Below are 16248 nucleotides of genomic sequence, written 5' to 3' on the forward strand. Positions count from 1 at the left end.
ATCTTGCTAAGATGAAAAGGGAGAAGCGATGACAGAAGTGCTATCTGATTTAAGAGTGATTTATGATTTGCACAGCCACACTACAGCGTCAGATGGCGAGCTTTCACCAGAAGAATTGGTTGAGAGAGCGATAGAGCGTCAAATTAATGTCTTAGCGATTACTGATCACGATACAACGGCGGCGATTACACCTGCTAATGATTATATTGCAGAAAAAAATCTGCCTCTTACCCTGATATCGGGTGTCGAAATATCGACTTTATGGGAGAATATAGAAATCCATATCGTTGGGTTGAATATTGATATTAACCATAACGCCATGAAGACACTGCTTTCGTCACAAAGCCAATGCCGTGAAACACGTGCAATGATGATAGGTGAACGATTAGAAAAAGCGGGTATTGCAAATGCATTTGAAGGGGCAAAGGCCTTAGCGTATGGCGGACAAGTTACAAGAGGACACTTTGCCCGCTTTCTCGTAAATGAAGGGCATGTTGCCTCGGTTAATAAAGTCTTTAAACGCTATTTAGCAAAAGGTAAAACAGGTTATGTGCCCCCACAGTGGAGCTCAATCGGTGACGCTGTCACAGCGATCCATGAGGCTGGTGGTGTTGCAGTATTAGCGCATCCAGGACGGTATGGTCTATCCTCTAAATGGTTAAAACGCTTAACGCTTTATTTTAAACAACTTGGTGGTGATGCGATCGAAGTGGCACAATGTCAACAACCACCACAAGAACGGGAACAACACGCAGCATTAGCGCAACTTTATGGGTTAAAAGCTTCGTTAGGTTCTGATTTTCATCGCCCTTGTTCGTGGATAGAATTAGGGCGTAATTTATGGTTACCCAGCGGTGTAGAACCAGTTTGGTCGCTATGGCAAGAGTAACATTAGAAATTCGTTGAGGGATGTATGAGCCAACTTTTTTATATTCACCCTGATAATCCGCAGGCTCGTTTAATTGAACAAAGTGCTGATATTTTACGCAAAGGCGGTGTGGTCATTTATCCAACAGACTCTGGCTATGCTATTGGCTGCTGTTTAGAAAATAAAGAGGCAATGACGCGAATTTGTCGTATTCGCCAATTAGATAAAAATCACAATTTTACACTGATGTGTCGTGATTTATCAGAAATTGCTAATTACGCCTATGTGGATAATGTCGTGTTTCGTTTAATAAAAAATAACACGCCAGGTAATTATACTTTTATATTAAAAGCGACTAAAGATGTACCAAAGCGTTTGATGAATGATAAGCGTAAAACGATTGGTTTACGTGTTCCTTCTAATCCTATTGCACTGGCATTGTTAGAAAATATTGGCGAGCCATTAATGTCAACAAGCCTGATTTTACCGGGAAATGATTTTGCTGAATCTGATCCAGAAGAAATCGAAGATTTATTAAGCAAACAAGTTGATTTGGTGATCCATGGTGGTTATTTAGGACAAAAACCAACAACGGTCATTGATTTAACAGAAGATACTCCCGTTATTGTACGTGAAGGTACGGGTGATATTACACCCTTTCAGTAAGTCTTTAGCGGCCTAAACTGAATTGAGTGTAAACAACTCGATAGTGAAGAAATTTATCACGCGATAAAGAGATAAAAGGTGAAGGGATTTGTCGCTTGTGTTAAATTTATCCGTTGCGATAAAACATTACACTGTCTGTTTTTGAAATCGGTTATATCAACGCGAATTTAAACGCTAAACTTTAAACGTTAAACATAATCGATTTGCAGACAAACGGCTAATCAGTTGTTAAGAGTTTGCCAACATCATTTTATCGCCACTATTTATCACAATGTTGATGTGAAAGCGCATCAACATTGTTTGCTATTTAATCAATAAATCTATGTTTATTTTCCTTTTAATAAATATGGGTTGTTTTTATCTAATTGATTTTTTAAATAATTCTATTTTTATGACGCCTGTGAAGGCGACACATGAGGTTGTTTCATGAGCGATAAATCGCAACGCACTGAAAAATTACAAAAAATCCTTGCTCGTTCTGGTCACGGTTCGCGTCGTGAAATTGAAGGCTATCTTCAAGAAGGACGTATCAGCATTGATGGTACTAAAGCGAAATTAGGTGATCGTATTGATGTCACCACTACTGCAAAAATCCGCCTAGATGGTCGTATTCTAAATATTCGTGAAGCACAAAAAGATGTCTGCCGTGTGCTTGCTTATTACAAACCTGAAGGTGAACTGTGTACTCGCAGTGATCCACAAGGTCGTCCAACGGTTTTCCAACGTCTTCCTCGCCTTAATAGTGCCCGCTGGATTGCTGTGGGTCGTCTTGATGTGAACACCAGTGGATTACTGTTATTTACAACAGACGGTGAATTAGCTAACCGTTTAATGCATCCTAGCCGTGAAGTTGAGCGTGAGTACGCTGTCCGTGTGTTTGGTGAAATTGATGATGCAAAAATTCGTCAATTAACGCGTGGTGTACAATTAGAAGATGGTCCTGCCTCATTCCGTTCTGTTTCTTACCGCGGTGGCGAAGGCATTAACCAATGGTACAACGTGTCTCTTACAGAAGGGCGTAACCGTGAAGTCCGTCGTATGTGGGAAGCGGTTGGTGTTCAAGTTAGTCGCCTTATTCGTGTTCGTTACGGTGATATTGATTTACCGAAAGGATTACCACGTGGTGGCTGGGTTGAGCTTGGATTAGAGCAAATCAACTATTTACGTCAGCTAGTTGAATTAAATGACGAAACAGTAACAAAAGTTGCCGTAGAAAAAGATCAGCGTCGCATCAAAGCGAATCAGATCCGCCGTGCGGTTAAACGTCATACTAAATTATCAACACGGACTTCAACATCACCAGCCAAAAGAGCCTCAAGTCGTCGCCAATCAGCAGGAAATAAAAAGTAATTAGCGAATAATTATTTATTATTTTAAATTAAAATATCATTTTTTATAAAGAAGCACCTATCGGAATAGGGTGCTTCTTTTTTTGATAGCTTTCTTTTTTCCATAAATAAAATTATGATGCACGGATTGATGAAATGAGAAGTCACGTTTATTAAAATAATATTTTATTTTATTTGTATATTTTACGATAAGGTATACGCGATATATGCATCGTTCTTTTTATTTAACAACAATATTATGTGCGACTACTCTTACTGCGGGTTGTGAGCAAAGAACTAATTTAAATTCACAGTCTGGCGTGTTTTATATTAGTAACAATAAAACAACACCGTTAGTCTTTCAAATTGATAATAATTCTTTTTGGCTTAATACCGGTGAAGTAAAAGAAATAAAATTAGAGAATGGGAAGCATGTATTAGTTGATGCTGAAGGGAAGAAGAAAACCTTTATGATTTATTCTGGCAATCATGGAGGAATAATTAATCCAGCTAAGGAAGTATACTACAGCTTTACTTCTAATTTTTCTCCTAAAGAAGATAATGAGCCTTTGTATTTAACAATGCGTTCTGTTTGGATTGATGGTCAGCTTGTGCATGGGGCGATTAATAGCTCCGATGCGATATTTATTGATAATAATGTTTTCCGTTGTGATGTTCCTTTAAATGAACCTATCCCAACTTATTTACCTGATTGGAGTAATAAGGGGGGAATTAATGTATTAACTAAGTGTTTTTCACAGACTGAATTTCAAGATTTTATATCAAGGAAACCATATGGTATTCATGTCTATTCAGGGCGTAATTTATTGGAAGCACATAAAGAAAAAGATAAATATAATTGGATAGATGATGGAAACACGCGGACAGATGATTTTATTCCAACATTGAGTCATATTGAGTTTAATAACAGAGAACTGTTGAAAGAAGCTAAAAGTATTTATAAAGTCACCAATTCCTATTTAGCTTCACGTGATCCGAATGAAAAGCAAAACTACTATAATGAATATCATTTTCATATAATGATAATGGCTATGGTTTATAGTCAACAAATACAAAATGATATATTTGATGATAAAGAAGCTTACTTTAAATTAATAAATGAAACAGGGCGTATATTTGGTGCAGGCATATTAAGCGAACCTGCTTTAATATAAATAATTATTCAGTTTTTAGTTAATTGAGACTCGGGTAAGAGATTATTACCAATCTATGCCTTTTTGTGCTTTTATCCCACTATCAAAAGCATGTTTAATAGGACGCATTTCTGTCACAGTATCGGCTAACTCGATTAATTTTCTATGACAGCCTCTTCCTGTAATAATGACATTTTGATGAGAAGGACGAGAGCCAATAGCTGAAACAACCTCTTCTAATGGCAAATAATTAAAGCTAATCATATAGGTAATTTCATCGAGAATAACGAGATCGTATTCTGGGTCATTAAGCATTTTGAGTGCATATTGCCAAGTATTTAAACAGGCAGCTGTATCCGTGCTTTTATCTTGTGTTTCCCAAGTAAAACCGGTTTCCATTACATAAAATGGTACACCGAATTGTTCCAGTAGGTTACGTTCACCGTTTTCCCATGTTCCTTTTATAAACTGCACAACACCGACCTTTTTTTGATGACCAACAGCGCGTGTGGCTGTTCCCATCGCTGCTGTTGTTTTTCCTTTACCGTTACCTGTAAAGATCATCAAAACACCTTGTTCTTGCTGAGCTTGCTCAATTCGGGTATCTACTTTCTCTTTTAAACGTTGTTGGCGTTTTTGGTGTTGTGCGTCATTCATTTTGCTACCTCAAACTTAACTTATATTATTCAGCAGGGCCCGCTTTACGACCAGGTTGTGCATCTAAAGACTGTCCTTTTACGTCAATACTGTCATCACTCATTAAATAGAGATATAAAGGCATCAAATCTTTCGGTGTTTTCAATTTTTGTGCATTTTCTTCTGGAAATGCACTTGCTCGCATTGCGGTACGTGTGCCACCAGGATTAATACAGTTAATACGCAAGGTACTATCGTTATATTCTTCGTTAAGTACTTGCATTAAGCCTTCTGTCGCGAATTTAGATACCGAATAAGCTCCCCAGCCATAACGACCTTGGCGACCGACACTCGAGGTGGTGAGGATAAGGCTTGCATGAGGAGCTTTGAGCATTAAAGGTAACAGTGCTTTGGTAAGCATAAATGTCGCATTGACGTTAACTTGCATAACATCATGCCAAAGGTTGCTTGGTTGATTAATAATTGGTTCAACAACACCTAATAGACCCGCATTTTGCAGCACACCATCAAGATGAGGGAAACGTTTAACGAGAGTATCCGCAAATTGCTGAAAATCGTTCTCTGTCGCTGTAAGTAGATCAAGTGGATATAACATAGGTTGTTGACCACCTGATGTAATTATTTCTTCTTGAACATCTTCAAGTTTTGATAGAGTACGACCTAATAAGATAAGTGTTGCGCCATATTGCGCATAAGTCAGTGCGGCTTCTTTTCCTATGCCATCACCAGCACCTGTTACTAGAATAATTTTATCTTTTAGCACGCTATGATCGGGTTGATATTGCAACATATTGATATCCTGTCTAGTAAAAAGTAAATAAAGTGTAACGTCTTATTTGTCTAGCGACCAGTTTCGTCTGACTTTTTGTTTACAATTTGTGGTTACTTTCTTTATTGTATTAAGCAGAATCATGCCTTTGCTGCTGGCGCTAAAGCAGAATTTGGTTAAACTAGGCATATTGATTTTAGTTAGTGTTATTAACCTTAAAAAGAGGTCTTTGTGGAGTATATTTTACAATATGGACTGTTTTTAGCAGAAATTGTCACTGTTGTTGTGGCGATTATCGCTATCGTGTTGTTTTTTGTTGTGATTGGAAATAAAAAGCAAAATCGTAAAGGGACGTTAAAAGTCACAGATCTTGCTGAAGCTTACGAAGAAAAACAGCGCGTTATGCAACAAGCAAAAATGGACGATGCTGAATTAAAAGTCTGGTATAAAGCGTTTAAAAAACAGCAGAAAAAAGAGAATAAACAGAGTAAAAACAATGCAAAAGAAGGTAAAAAAGGCGTTGTAAAACCTTGTTTATATGTGCTTGATTTTAACGGTAGTATGGATGCCCACGAAGTAGGAGCATTACGTGAAGAAATCAGTGCCATTCTTTCTGTTGCACAAGCCGGTGATGAAGTATTACTGCGCTTAGAAAGCCCTGGAGGCATGGTTCACGGATATGGATTAGCCGCAGCGCAATTAACACGCTTAAAAGAAAAGGGTATTAAACTGACGGCGGTTGTCGATAAAGTGGCTGCGAGTGGGGGATATATGATGGCATGTGTGGCAGATAAAATTGTTGCTGCACCCTTTGCGATTATTGGTTCGATTGGTGTTGTGGCTCAGATCCCTAACATTCACCGTTTACTAAAGAAAAATGATATTGATGTTGAGTTACATACAGCTGGTGAATATAAACGCACATTGACTTTATTAGGTGAAAATACTGAAGAAGGTCGTGAAAAATTTAAGCAAGATTTAAATGAAACGCATCTATTGTTTAAATCATTTGTGCATAAATATCGCCCTCAACTTGATATTGATAGCGTTGCAACGGGTGAGTATTGGTATGGCTCAGAAGCACTCAATAGAGGCTTAATTGATGAAGTTGGTGTGAGTGATGATTGGTTGATCAATCATATTAATGATTTTGAAGTCCTCGCTGTCCAATATGTTACCAGAAAGAAAATGGTTGAGCGTGTTACCGGTGGCGCAATGGAAAGTATTGATAAACTTATGATGCGCTGGGTACAAAGAAGTAAGAAACCGCTGCTATAAGCCCAGTTAATACACAATAAATGATATCAGTGATAATGATTATTGCTGATATCATCCTTTCTTACCCACTTATTATCCCTAAATCATCTCAATAAATCTTCTAACTTTCTATTTTTAAACCTTTTCATTTTGATAAGGTAAAAAAAAACCAGTGAAAATTTCACTGGTAATCAAAAAAATAATGATATTACTTATAACAACGTCAGGGTAAATATTTCCTCTTTCTAGGAGGCTTTAATATAGCGGTAAATCGAACATAAAAATAATTGATATTACTGATTGTATTAATAGGTAAGTGTAATCGAATGTTGAAATGGGACAGAAAATTTGTAGCATGATTAAATTGAATTTTTATTCTTTATTTTCATTTTGTTATGCCAGTTATTGGCATGTCAATGAATGCAATAACTGGCAAACAAGCACTCTTTTTTGTTATCGATAAAGAGTCAATTAATTGACTTGAGTGAATAAATAAAAAAGCTCACGAAGGTGACTTATTCTAAATGGTATTTATCAGATAACACATGAGCTAAATGTTTAAACATATTGAATGCAGCAGTGCTTTTTGCAGTGGGTAAACCTTGTTCATCTAAAAAAAATTCACCTTTAAATACGAGGACATTACCTTTTTGTTCTACCGAATCAGCACGCATACCTTGTAAATAATCTTCATGTTCGCATATGATTTTATTCGCTTTTTCAAGTAGCATCTCTGTTGTAATAGGTGTAGTTTGTGTTGACATAATATGTGCTCCTTAGAAAAATAATTTGTTGCGCCTCACTTTTTATCAGGTAGAGTGTGGCATTTTTAAAAGCTTAGCTACTCTATATGTAGCAAACAATGATTTGCCTGTGCCCGATCAAAGCAGAGAGGTGATTAAAATACCTCAAAAAAAGTTATGAGTTTTGAGCTTAAACAAAAGCTTTGAATAAAAACAGGTTGATATATTGCAAAACTAACGCAATATAAAAAAGAGATTTTAAACATTTTTTTAGTTGAGGGTATTAAACGATACCGTCATAACAAAGTTTAATTAGGTAAAGGTAATTATGGGTAAAGCTCTTGTTATCGTGGAGTCCCCGGCTAAAGCCAAAACGATCAATAAATATCTTGGCAATGACTACGTTGTTAAATCTAGCGTGGGTCACATTCGTGATTTGCCAAAGAGTGGTTCTGGCAGCCAGAAGAGCGAAAACTCATCCGCCACGAAAGGCGTGAAAAAAGTTAAAAAGGATGAGAAATCAGCCTTAGTCAGCCGCATGGGAGTTGATCCCTATAATGGATGGAATGCGAACTATCAAATTCTACCCGGTAAAGAAAAAGTTGTGGCTGAACTAAAAGCATTGGCTGAGAAAGCTGATCATGTCTATCTCGCAACGGACCTTGACCGCGAAGGAGAAGCTATCGCGTGGCATTTACGCGAAGTTATCGGCGGCGATGATGAACGATTTAGTCGGGTGGTTTTTAACGAGATCACTAAAAATGCCATTACACAAGCTTTCCAAACGCCTGGTGAGTTAAATATAGATCGCGTTAACGCGCAACAAGCACGTCGCTTTATGGATCGTGTTGTAGGCTATATGGTTTCACCTTTGCTTTGGAAAAAAGTGGCTCGTGGATTATCTGCGGGTCGTGTACAATCCGTTGCTGTGCGTCTTTTAGTTGAACGTGAGCGTGAAATTAAAGCCTTTGTTCCTGAAGAATATTGGCAATTACATGCATCACTGTTAACGCCTGACGAACAGCCATTGCGAATGGAAGTCACGCATTATAATGATAAAGCCTTCAATCCCGTTTCATCCGATGAAACACAGGTTGCGGTAAATGCATTACAAAATGCGATTTTTACGGTAAAAGATCGTGAAGATAGACCAACATCAAGCAAACCTAGTGCTCCATTTATCACATCCACCTTACAGCAAGCGGCAAGTACGCGTTTAAGCTTTGGTGTGAAAAAGACGATGATGTTAGCTCAGCGTCTTTATGAAGCGGGTTATATAACCTATATGCGTACTGACTCAACTAACTTAAGTCAGGATGCAATTCAAATGGCGCGTGGTTATATCAATGAGAATTTCGGTGCTAAATATTTGCCGAAAGAGCCAAATGTTTATTCAAGCAAAGAAAATTCTCAAGAAGCACACGAAGCTATCCGTCCTTCTGATATCAACGTTATCGCAGAATCTTTAAAAGATATGGATAACGATGCCAAACGTTTATATCAACTGATTTGGAATCAATTTGTGGCTTGTCAAATGACACCCGCAAAATACGATTCAACGACATTAACAGTCGAATCAGGTGATTATAAATTACGTGCTAAAGGTCGTACTTTACGTTTTGCAGGTTGGACGAAAGTCATGCCAGCGATGCGTAATAAAGATGAAGATAAAACCCTACCAGCAGTTGATGTAGGGGCAAAACTGACTTTAGCTGAGTTAGAACCTACTCAGCACTTTACTAAGCCACCAGCACGTTTTAGTGAAGCTACGTTAGTTAAAGAATTAGAAAAACGGGGTATTGGTCGTCCTTCAACCTATGCATCTATCATCTCCACTATTCAAGATCGTGGTTATGTAAAAGTTGAAAACCGTCGTTTTTATGCAGAAAAAATGGGTGAAATCGTAACAGATCGCTTAGAAGAGAATTTTAGCGATTTAATGAATTACGATTTTACGGCGCAGATGGAAGATCACCTCGACCATGTTGCTAATAATGAAGAAAACTGGAAAGCGGTATTAGATGCGTTCTTCACCGATTTTAGTCAGCAATTAGAGATCGCTGAAAAAGATCCGGAAGAAGGTGGCATGCGACCAAATCCAATGGTGATCACGTCGATTGAATGTCCAACTTGTTCTCGTCATATGGGAATTAGAACGGCGACAACCGGCGTATTCTTAGGCTGTTCAGGTTATGCTTTACCGCCTAAAGAGCGTTGTAAGCAAACTATTAACCTTATCCCTGAAGATGAATTATTAAATATTCTTGAGGGTGAAGATGCAGAAACTAATGCATTACGTGCGCGCCGTCGTTGCCCGAAATGTGGTACTGCAATGGACAGTTACCTGATTGATACTCATCGTAAGTTACATGTTTGTGGTAATAACCCTGCATGTGATGGTTATGAAGTTGAAGAAGGTGAATTCCGCTTAAAAGGTTATGAAGGTCCAGTTATTGAGTGCGATAAATGTGGCTCTGAAATGCACCTGAAAATGGGACGTTTTGGTAAATACATGGGATGTACTAATGATGACTGTAAAAATACCCGTAAAATCTTAAAAAGCGGTGAAATTGCACCACCGAAGGAAGATCCCGTTCCACTTCCTGAATTGCTATGCGAAAAATCAGATGCTTACTTTGTCTTACGAGACGGTGCGGCGGGTGTATTCTTAGCTGCAAATACGTTCCCTAAATCAAGAGAAACGCGAGCACCAAAAGTGGAAGAACTGGTTCGCTTTAAAGATCGTTTAGCAGAGAAAATGCGCTATTTAGCAGAAGCGCCGGTGGCTGATCCTGAAGGAAACCCAACGATTGTGCGTTTTAGTCGTAAAACAAAACAGCAATATGTTTCTTCAGAGAAAGAGGGTAAAGCAACAGGTTGGTCTGCATTCTATGTTGATGGTAAATGGGTTGAAAAAACCAAATAACATGAGCATTACGTGATAAATAAAAAAGCGACTAATGAGAGTTAGTCGCTTTTTTGTATTAAGAAGGTATGCTAATTAAATATACTGAAACAGTATTAATGGTTGATTTCTATTTGTCTAATATCTTACTTTGCTAATAAGACGGAGATACTATGAAACCGATGTCTTTATTACTATCTGGCTTACTTTTTACTTCTGTGGCAAGCGCTGCAACGTTAGATGTCACGTTAAAAGAAGCTTTACCGACGGGAGCAGGCAACGATATTGGTGTTGTCACTATCACTGAAACTGATTATGGGTTGTTATTTACCCCAAAACTCACTGGATTAACACCAGGTATTCATGGTTTTCATATTCATGCAAATGGTTCTTGTGAGCCTGATATGAAAGATGGCAAACCTGTACCGGCTTTAAAAGCAGGGGGGCATTTAGATCCTGAGAAAGTTGGTGCTCATTTAGGACCTTATAATAAAGATGGGCATCTAGGTGATTTACCTGGATTAGTTGTGAATGACAAAGGTGTTGCTAATTACGCAGTATTAGCGCCAAAACTCACTAAGCTTGAGCAAGTCAAAGATAAAGCAATCATGGTTCATGTGGGGGGAGACAACTACTCTGATGATCCCGAGGCTCTTGGCGGTGGTGGAGCAAGAATGGCATGTGGTGTGATTAAATAATTGAGTCCCACGATGACGATGAAATAAAAGCTGGCAGATAAGGTCAGCTTTTTTTATGCTTATTTATAGCTTATAACTATTTGATATAACAAAAGCTAAATAACCCTATTAATTACGTTAGACCGAAATGAAATAAGTGATATAGTGGTTATATATTACATCTTTATTATTCTTTTTAGTTATATGAATATAAATAGAATAACGGAATAATAAGTCTTTTGTTGAAGGGATAGCCTCTCCATGAAATTACAACAGTTGCGTTATATCGTTGAAGTGGTGAATAACGATTTAAATGTTTCGACCACGGCAGAGCGTTTGTATACATCTCAACCGGGAATAAGTAAACAAATTCGCATGTTAGAAGATGAGCTAGGTATACAAATATTTTCTCGCAGTGGTAAACATCTAACGCATGTCACACCGGCGGGTGAAGAAATTGTAAGGCTGTCTAGAGAAATTTTATCAAAAACAGAAGCGATTCGATCAGCCGCGGGTGAACACACTTATCCAGATAGAGGTTCACTATCGATTGCAACAACGCATACACAAGCTCGTTATGTATTGCCTCCAGTGATAAAAGGTTTTATTGAGCGTTATCCGGATGTTTCATTGCATATGAATCAAGGTTCACCCACACAAATTGCTGAAGATGTATGCAGAGGTAAAAGTGATTTTGCGATTGCCACAGAATCACTGCATCTTTATAACGATTTAGTGATGCTACCTTGTTATCGTTGGAACCGTATTGTGGTGGTTTCAAAAGATCATCCACTGGCACAAAAACGAGAAGTGACACTCAAAGAGCTCGCGGGTTATGATATCGTGACTTATACCCAAGGCTTTACAGGACGCTCCGATCTTGATGATGCTTTCGGTAAGGTAGGGTTAAAACCTAAAATTGTTTTCACTGCCACCGATGCGGATGTGATTAAAACGTATGTCAGACTGCATTTAGGCATTGGTGTGATTGCCAGTATGGCATTTGATCCTGTACTCGATAGCGATTTAGTTGCCATTGATATGCGTGATAAGTTTAGTTATAGCACCACTAAAATTGCGTTTCGTCGTAGTGGGTTTTTACGTGGCTATATGTATGATTTTATGTGGCGTTTTGCACCTCATCTTACGCGTAATTTAATTGAGCAAGCTGTTGCGTTGCGTACGCATGAAGAGATTGAAGCGCTATTTAAAGATATTGAATTACCCTTAGTGTAATACTGAAAGGCGGGTGATCCCCGCCTTCAAGCGTGTTCATAAACCTAATTTCTACGATTATTCACTTCAAATAAAAGTCTCCACTAAAAAAAGCGTCTGATTTTGCAATACTTAACTGACGATACTTATTTAAAAAGTCATAAAACTGTTGATTAATCAGTGGATCATCAAGTGCATTAGCATCAAAAATAGAGGTAATGGTGGTGTACTCTAAAGAGAGGGTAAATTTACGACCTATACAACTGGCGAGAAGCATTTTTGCTGATTGATAAGAAAAACGCAGGCTCAAAATTTTCAACTTTGGAACAAAAATAAGATGATTATTATGATTGAGGATCTCGGTGATCCCCGCAATAGTTATCGTTTGATAACTGTCTAATGATTTTCGTAAGCCGACTTCTATTTTTTGTCCTTGAGTACGTAAAAAATCAATAAATTCTCCAAGTGCAGGAGAGGTCGCATTGATTGCCGCGCCGAGTAATAATTGAATAAACGCTTGAGCAACAGAAAAATCAAAGGTTTGTTTATGAAGTTTCTTTGTTTCGATTTTATTGTGTCCTAGTAGTGGTAAATGGTTGAGAGTATCTAACCAATGTTCAGGACGATAATAGGCTTCATTATCCTCTTTTTTTAATGCAGCAAGATGGTTAGCCATAATAGAAATGAGTCCAATTTGAATATTTTTAAGTTGTGACATTTTTTCTATTTCAGAAGTTTCAAATGGTTTTGGCGACGCAATGATAAATTGTACTAAACCTTCTGAATCTTTTATATTTTGAGAATGTAATGTATTCATCGATAAAGTTTGCGGAAAAGGGGGGGTAATAGGCTCAGCAAAATAGTGATCGGCATTCATAATATTTTTTAGTAAATCAGATTGCTTGTTATTCATAAATAGCATCCTTACACAGTTATACCTTCCTCATTAAAGCCGAATTAAGTGAAAATCTAGAGACTATAATTTATTAACACTATGACAGTTATAACATCGTGTTAACAAATTGTGTGGTCTTTAAGCGAAATTCAGCGTTATATGATATGTTTAATAAATACCCTTACCTATTTTGATAGTTTAAACATGCTGTCAGTATAAAAATAATAAGGAGAAGCTATGTCGTTACGTTTGAAAAAAGAGAGCCATTCCACGCTCTTAGTCGGATCTCAAGAGTACGAGTATTACCGCCTTTCAGAAGTTGCCCGCCAATTAGGCGACATTACTCGTCTTCCTAAATCGTTGAAAGTATTATTAGAGAACTTAGTGCGTTATCTCGACAATGATACGGTTGTTGAAGAGGATATTAAGGCATTAGTTGAGTGGCAAAAAAACGCTCATGCATCACGTGAAATTGCGTATCGGCCTGCAAGGGTGCTAATGCAAGATTTTACAGGCGTTCCTGCGGTTGTTGATTTAGCGGCTATGCGTGAAGCAGTGAAATCATTGGGTGGGCAAGTGGATAAAGTTAATCCATTATCGCCTGTTGATTTAGTTATTGACCACTCTGTTATGGTTGATGAATATGCCAGTAAAAATGCGTTTGCTGAGAACGTGGAAATTGAAATGGCGCGTAACCATGAGCGCTACCTTTTCTTACGTTGGGGACAACAATCCTTTGAACGCTTTCGTGTTGTGCCACCAGGTACAGGAATTTGCCATCAGGTCAATCTTGAGTACTTAGGCAAAGCTATTTGGTCTGAAGTCCAGAATGGGCATCATGTGGCTTATCCTGATACTTTAGTTGGCACGGATTCTCATACCACAATGATCAATGGCCTTGGCGTTTTAGGTTGGGGTGTAGGTGGGATTGAAGCAGAAGCCGCAATGTTAGGTCAACCTATCTCAATGTTAATTCCCGATGTTGTTGGTTTTAAACTGACCGGAAAATTACGTGAAGGGATCACGGCTACTGATTTGGTATTAACCGTCACACAGATGTTACGCGCTCATGGTGTTGTAGGTAAATTTGTGGAGTTCTATGGCGATGGTTTGGCGTCATTACCTTTAGCCGATCGTGCAACAATAGCGAATATGTCGCCAGAGTATGGCGCAACCTGTGGATTTTTCCCAATAGATGATATCACCCTTGATTATTTACGTTTAACTGGACGTGAAGAACAAGACATTGCACTTGTTGAAGCTTATAGCAAAGAGCAAGGTCTATGGAGACATACAGGCGATGAACCTATCTTTACGTCAAAATTATCGTTAGATATGGGCACCGTTGAAGCAAGCCTTGCGGGGCCTAAACGTCCTCAAGATAGAGTTAATCTACCGAGTGTACCTAAGGCATTTAAAGCGGCAGTCGATCTTGAAGCGAATAAGAAACCGCTGACGGCATTTCCTCAAGTAAAAATTGATAATTATCCAGCCTTTGAATTGACCGATGGTGCTGTTGTTATTGCAGCGATCACATCATGTACCAACACCTCAAACCCTAATGTCTTAATGGCTGCTGGATTGCTGGCTAAAAATGCGGTAGAAAAAGGCTTGCAGCGTAAACCTTGGGTTAAGTCTTCTTTGGCTCCGGGCTCTAAAGTGGTCACAGATTATCTTAATCTAGCAGGATTAACGCCTTATCTTGATGAGTTAGGGTTTAATCTTGTGGGATATGGTTGTACAACCTGTATTGGTAACTCAGGACCTTTATTAGCACCGATTGAAAGTGCGATTAAAGATAATGATCTAACGATTGCTGCTGTCTTATCGGGCAATCGTAATTTTGAAGGTCGAATTCATCCCCTAGTGAAAACCAACTGGTTAGCATCACCACCTTTAGTGGTTGCTTATGCTTTATCAGGAAATATGAATATCGATCTTACTAAAGAGCCACTAGGCAAAGATAAACAAGGGGCTCCTGTTTATTTAAAAGATATTTGGCCTGACAGTAAAGCTATTGCTGATGCTGTTGAGAAAGTTAAAACAGAGATGTTCCATAAAGAGTACTCCGCGGTGTTTGAAGGTGATGAAACGTGGAAATCACTGCAAACACAAGACACGCCAGTCTATGGTTGGCAACCAGACTCTACCTATATTCGCCATCCCCCTTTCTTTGAAGGAATGTCAAAGATACCCGCTCCGATTAAAGATATTCATCAAGCCCGTATTTTGGCTATTTTAGGTGATTCAGTGACCACGGATCATATTTCACCAGCTGGTAATATTAAGGCAGATAGTCCTGCTGGACGTTATTTGCGTGAACATGGTGTTGAACCGAAAGATTTTAACTCTTATGGTTCAAGGCGTGGCAATCATGAAGTCATGATGCGAGGCACATTTGCTAATATTCGTATCCGTAACGAAATGGTGCCAGGAATAGAAGGTGGTTTTACCAAGCATATTCCAACGGGTGAAACACTGGCTATTTATGATGCGTCAATGCGTTATCAGCAAGAAGATACGCCGTTAGTGATTATTGCAGGTAATGAATATGGTTCTGGTTCTAGCCGAGATTGGGCAGCGAAAGGAACGCGTTTATTAGGTGTGAGGGCTGTTATCGCAGGCTCTTTTGAGCGTATTCACCGTTCCAACTTAATCGGTATGGGCGTTTTACCGCTAGAATTCCCAGCAGGCGTTACACGTCAAACATTAGGTTTAAAAGGTGATGAGAAAATTGAGATCACAGGACTTAATGCATTAACACCGAGCCAAAATGTCGCAGTGAATATTACTTTTGCTGATAATCGTACCGAAACAATTATGGCGCGTTGTCGTATTGATACTCAAACGGAATTAGCCTATTTCCAACACGGCGGCATATTACATTATGTTATTCGTAATATGCTATAAAATAATTTAGTAGATATAAATTAGAAGGCGAAGAATGATGAATTAATTCTTCGCCTTCTTTTTTAATAGAATATTTTTATATTTAATAATATCGACAAATGACTTCATTTAATACTATAAACCAACCATTAAATGCTAAACATATTTTTAATGAGTGTTAAGTTAATATAAGAATATTAACAGGATTTTATTATCGAGGTATTT

13 protein-coding genes are annotated in these 16248 nt (G+C 38.3%); 9 read left to right on the top strand and 4 right to left on the bottom strand.

The features are described 5' to 3' along the window. Positions 1–28: 28 nt before the first annotated feature. The 4 genes from rnm to SB028_RS08900 all read left to right on the top strand — a co-directional run bounded on the left by rnm (position 29) and on the right by SB028_RS08900 (position 4037). Complete coding sequence (gene rnm / locus SB028_RS08885; protein ID WP_069369245.1) at positions 29–889, top strand: RNase RNM; 861 nt, start codon at positions 29–31, stop codon at positions 887–889. A 24-nt stretch (positions 890–913) separates the two neighbouring features. Continuing rightward, entirely contained in the window at positions 914–1534 is a 621-nt protein-coding gene (locus SB028_RS08890; protein ID WP_069369244.1) for an L-threonylcarbamoyladenylate synthase, read from the top strand. Positions 1535–1960: 426 nt separating this feature from the next. Next, positions 1961–2884 (top strand): 23S rRNA pseudouridine(2605) synthase RluB, encoded by a 924-nt coding sequence (gene rluB, locus SB028_RS08895; protein WP_069369243.1) that lies wholly within the window; start codon positions 1961–1963, stop codon positions 2882–2884. A 205-nt stretch (positions 2885–3089) separates the two neighbouring features. Continuing rightward, positions 3090–4037 (top strand): hypothetical protein, encoded by a 948-nt coding sequence (locus tag SB028_RS08900; RefSeq protein WP_069369242.1) that lies wholly within the window; start codon positions 3090–3092, stop codon positions 4035–4037. Positions 4038–4082: 45 nt separating this feature from the next. Here SB028_RS08900 and cobO read toward each other — a convergent pair whose 3' ends face one another. Continuing rightward, the gene (gene cobO, locus SB028_RS08905; protein ID WP_069369241.1) at positions 4083–4673 is read right to left on the bottom strand and encodes a cob(I)yrinic acid a,c-diamide adenosyltransferase; all 591 of its coding nucleotides are present in this window, start codon (positions 4671–4673) and stop codon (positions 4083–4085) included. Positions 4674–4698: 25 nt separating this feature from the next. Further along, positions 4699–5460, bottom strand: a complete 762-nt coding sequence (locus tag SB028_RS08910; RefSeq protein WP_171729951.1) for a YciK family oxidoreductase — start codon at positions 5458–5460, stop codon at positions 4699–4701. A gap of 213 nt (positions 5461–5673) precedes the next feature. Here SB028_RS08910 and sohB point away from each other — a divergent pair, with 213 nt between their 5' ends. Continuing rightward, positions 5674–6720 carry a protease SohB gene (gene sohB / locus SB028_RS08915; RefSeq protein ID WP_069369239.1) on the top strand — a complete coding sequence of 349 codons (1047 nt, stop codon included), beginning with the start codon at positions 5674–5676 and terminating at the stop codon, positions 6718–6720. A 494-nt stretch (positions 6721–7214) separates the two neighbouring features. Here the strand turns inward: sohB and SB028_RS08920 are convergent, their stop codons facing one another. Continuing rightward, positions 7215–7463 (bottom strand): YciN family protein, encoded by a 249-nt coding sequence (locus SB028_RS08920; RefSeq protein ID WP_069369238.1) that lies wholly within the window; start codon positions 7461–7463, stop codon positions 7215–7217. A 307-nt stretch (positions 7464–7770) separates the two neighbouring features. Between SB028_RS08920 and topA the strand changes: the two genes are divergently transcribed. The 3 genes from topA to cysB all read left to right on the top strand — a co-directional run bounded on the left by topA (position 7771) and on the right by cysB (position 12260). Further along, positions 7771–10368, top strand: coding sequence for a type I DNA topoisomerase (topA, locus tag SB028_RS08925; RefSeq protein WP_069369237.1), 2598 nt, complete (start codon positions 7771–7773; stop codon positions 10366–10368). Between the two features lie 152 nt (positions 10369–10520). Continuing rightward, positions 10521–11045 carry a superoxide dismutase family protein gene (sodC, locus tag SB028_RS08930; RefSeq protein WP_069369236.1) on the top strand — a complete coding sequence of 175 codons (525 nt, stop codon included), beginning with the start codon at positions 10521–10523 and terminating at the stop codon, positions 11043–11045. A gap of 240 nt (positions 11046–11285) precedes the next feature. Next, positions 11286–12260, top strand: a complete 975-nt coding sequence (cysB, locus tag SB028_RS08935; protein WP_069369235.1) for an HTH-type transcriptional regulator CysB — start codon at positions 11286–11288, stop codon at positions 12258–12260. A gap of 61 nt (positions 12261–12321) precedes the next feature. On the opposite strand, the gene SB028_RS08940 is transcribed toward cysB, so the two are convergent. Further along, the gene (locus tag SB028_RS08940) at positions 12322–13152 is read right to left on the bottom strand and encodes a hypothetical protein (protein WP_069369234.1); all 831 of its coding nucleotides are present in this window, start codon (positions 13150–13152) and stop codon (positions 12322–12324) included. Between the two features lie 219 nt (positions 13153–13371). Between SB028_RS08940 and acnA the strand changes: the two genes are divergently transcribed. Beyond that, on the top strand, positions 13372–16044 hold the full coding sequence (gene acnA / locus SB028_RS08945; protein WP_069369233.1) for an aconitate hydratase AcnA: 2673 nt from the start codon (positions 13372–13374) through the stop codon (positions 16042–16044). The last annotated feature ends 204 nt before the right edge of the window (positions 16045–16248 follow it).

Origin of the sequence: Proteus vulgaris, from assembly GCF_033708015.1 — a bacterium.
In the GTDB taxonomy this organism is placed as follows: domain Bacteria; phylum Pseudomonadota; class Gammaproteobacteria; order Enterobacterales; family Enterobacteriaceae; genus Proteus.

Coding starts and splice junctions, on each gene's coding strand:
- rnm (WP_069369245.1), top strand. CDS start 29: ATGACAGAAGTGCTATCTGATTTAAGAGTGATTTATGATTTGCACAGC.
- SB028_RS08890 (WP_069369244.1), top strand. CDS start 914: ATGAGCCAACTTTTTTATATTCACCCTGATAATCCGCAGGCTCGTTTA.
- rluB (WP_069369243.1), top strand. CDS start 1,961: ATGAGCGATAAATCGCAACGCACTGAAAAATTACAAAAAATCCTTGCT.
- SB028_RS08900 (WP_069369242.1), top strand. CDS start 3,090: ATGCATCGTTCTTTTTATTTAACAACAATATTATGTGCGACTACTCTT.
- cobO (WP_069369241.1), bottom strand. CDS start 4,673: ATGAATGACGCACAACACCAAAAACGCCAACAACGTTTAAAAGAGAAA.
- SB028_RS08920 (WP_069369238.1), bottom strand. CDS start 7,463: ATGTCAACACAAACTACACCTATTACAACAGAGATGCTACTTGAAAAA.
- topA (WP_069369237.1), top strand. CDS start 7,771: ATGGGTAAAGCTCTTGTTATCGTGGAGTCCCCGGCTAAAGCCAAAACG.
- sodC (WP_069369236.1), top strand. CDS start 10,521: ATGAAACCGATGTCTTTATTACTATCTGGCTTACTTTTTACTTCTGTG.
- cysB (WP_069369235.1), top strand. CDS start 11,286: ATGAAATTACAACAGTTGCGTTATATCGTTGAAGTGGTGAATAACGAT.
- SB028_RS08940 (WP_069369234.1), bottom strand. CDS start 13,152: ATGAATAACAAGCAATCTGATTTACTAAAAAATATTATGAATGCCGAT.
- acnA (WP_069369233.1), top strand. CDS start 13,372: ATGTCGTTACGTTTGAAAAAAGAGAGCCATTCCACGCTCTTAGTCGGA.